Genomic DNA, 2,192 nt, shown 5'->3' with positions numbered 1-2,192 from the left:
TGGCCAAGTATTGATCGCTAAATACTTCTTCTTCCCAGCAATGTTGTCCACGCTCTTGATAGTACACATGGTAGCTGGCATTCGATGGCGTAGCGACGCAGTACCAACCATCAAACGTCTGCTTGCTAAAGTTGACCCAATACTGCGTATCCGCCTGTTTGATCTGCTGGACTAGCGCTTCATCTTGCGCCAATAGCGCCGCAAGTTCGGCTACGCTGGTGAGTTTGTGTTCGGTTTTTAACTGATTGAGTAGTGCTTTGAGTGTCATTATTGAAGGCCTTTTATCCTGAAGAGCTGTGTTAGCGAATCGCTGAGGCAATCGAGGATTCGATTAAAGCTTCAAACACATCGGCTTGGCCTGCGGGGATCAGTTGCCGATGAATTTCGCGGCGCTTTGCACTGTCAAATAAACGCTCCGCTACCCAACCCGTTAAATAGAGTGAGGACAGACAACCTCCCGCAGTGGCAATATTGCCATTGATCACCAGAGCGCAGTCTTCCACCTCCACCCCCATGGCCACTAATGCGGGTTTGGCATCGGGGTGAGTTGTTGCTGAGATATTGTCGAGTAAGCCTAACTTGGCAAAGAAGAATGAGCCCGCACAGATACTGCCAAGTAATTGCCGTGCGGGATCTAATTTAAGGGCCGACATAAACTCAGGATCCGCAAGTGCGGCAGGTACGCCTTTGTAACCACTGCTGAATAATACTACGTCAGCATCGGCGACTTGCGCGACATGACCATGGGTTTCTACCGTCATCCCCAAACTCGACTTATGGCTAGGTTTGGTGCCTAGCACTTTGACTGTCCAATCGGTTGTTGTGCGGCCGAGAATATCGCGCATTAAAAAGAAATCGATATCGGTAAATTCATCGAATATCACAATCGCAATCTGGTACATCCTTTGTCCTCTCGTTTGCATTGGGATGACTTAAGGCTTGAATAGGCTCAGCCTTAAGTCAGGGGTTATCAATATGGGTTATTGGAATGCATGGTTAATCAATATGTTAACCAGCACTTAACTATGGGAGCCGCTTGGCAAAAATAGCATGGGCATCAAAATCTTGGCTTTGCATTCTGGCTAATGTCTGGGTTAACACGTCATTGGCTGCATCTTCAATCCGTTGGAACCCTGTCGTTGCAGCATGATCACGCATATATTTGCGGCTGCGCTTATTGAGAAATTTAGCTAACAACTTGAGCATCCTTACTATTTTAGCTGCGGCGAGTTTACCGTAACTGTGCTTAAGATCGCTAATTTGGGTGCTAAAGAGTTAAAACATCTTTTGGTAACAATGATTCAGCACCTGTAGGCGAGTAAATCGATTGCTTTCAGTTAATAGGTTTTAAAATGATGGACCTTAAACAACATTTAGCCCTTGATAAGTTGGATAAAAATAAAGAAACCATAATATTGGGATGGATATGACGGTTAGCTGTTTTATTAGGGGGCGAGTGTTGTACCAATACTTATATAAAAAGAACGCGTAGGGGATCTGAAAAAATAGGGAATAAAACCACATGCCAGCCGCTAATATTATGCCTTCGTGGGCATTTGGCGAGGTACCAATTAAATAGATGCCAATACCATATAAGCCGATGATTGCTTCAACCCACAGTATTGCGCCCAGTGAAAGTACAACGCTTTCGTCATAAGTGAATCTAATAGGAAATTTCACTAAGCATTCTCCCTTCTTTAGCTGTGTTAACAATGTGATAGCTGCTTAGTTTTTGCTAATGATTAGCAATGGATAATTTAGTTGGTAATTCACTAGATAGCTAGGCTTATATGGAGGTCTAAGCCTAGCATTTAGCTGATGTGTATTGTGTGAGTTTATTAACTTACTGTGTTAAAGAATGCTTAAAACACCATCTCTGGTACATGCTCTGGTACGATTAATTTACCAGCGGTTTTGCTGACAATTTCTTCAACACTTACACCGGGGGCGCGTTCTAACAGATGGAAGGCGCCGTCTTTAATCTCGATAAAGGCTAAATCGGTAACAACACGTTTGATACAGCCGTAGCCTGTGAGGGGCAATTCGCACACGGGTAACAGCTTAGAGTTACCGTACTTATCGGCGTGCATCATAGTCACGATAATATTTTCGGCACCCGCCACTAAATCCATTGCGCCGCCCATGCCCTTGATAAGCTTACCTGGGATCATCCATGAGGCGATGGAACCATT

Annotated in this window: 5 protein-coding genes; all 5 read right to left on the bottom strand. The window is 44.6% G+C overall.

What is annotated here, in order from left to right:
- A partial coding sequence (locus ACQY6Q_RS03225; RefSeq protein ID WP_427977800.1) for a cytoplasmic protein occupies positions 1-268 on the bottom strand: 268 nt, incomplete at its 3' end.
- A gap of 31 nt (positions 269-299) precedes the next feature.
- Positions 300-902 carry a DJ-1/PfpI family protein gene (locus ACQY6Q_RS03220; protein WP_427977797.1) on the bottom strand — a complete coding sequence of 201 codons (603 nt, stop codon included), beginning with the start codon at positions 900-902 and terminating at the stop codon, positions 300-302.
- Between the two features lie 121 nt (positions 903-1,023).
- The gene (locus ACQY6Q_RS03215) at positions 1,024-1,197 is read right to left on the bottom strand and encodes a hypothetical protein (RefSeq protein ID WP_427977795.1); all 174 of its coding nucleotides are present in this window, start codon (positions 1,195-1,197) and stop codon (positions 1,024-1,026) included.
- 165 nt (positions 1,198-1,362) lie between these two features.
- Positions 1,363-1,680, bottom strand: coding sequence for a hypothetical protein (locus tag ACQY6Q_RS03210; protein ID WP_088211396.1), 318 nt, complete (start codon positions 1,678-1,680; stop codon positions 1,363-1,365).
- 182 nt (positions 1,681-1,862) lie between these two features.
- On the bottom strand, positions 1,863-2,192 hold a 330-nt coding region (locus ACQY6Q_RS03205), incomplete at its 5' end, for a CoA-transferase (protein WP_427977793.1).

It is taken from the genome of Agarivorans sp., from assembly GCF_050295395.1.
GTDB lineage: Bacteria > Pseudomonadota > Gammaproteobacteria > Enterobacterales > Celerinatantimonadaceae > Agarivorans.
The sequence above is the reverse complement of the archived record's forward strand: the minus strand, read 5'-3'. Positions and strand labels throughout refer to the sequence as shown.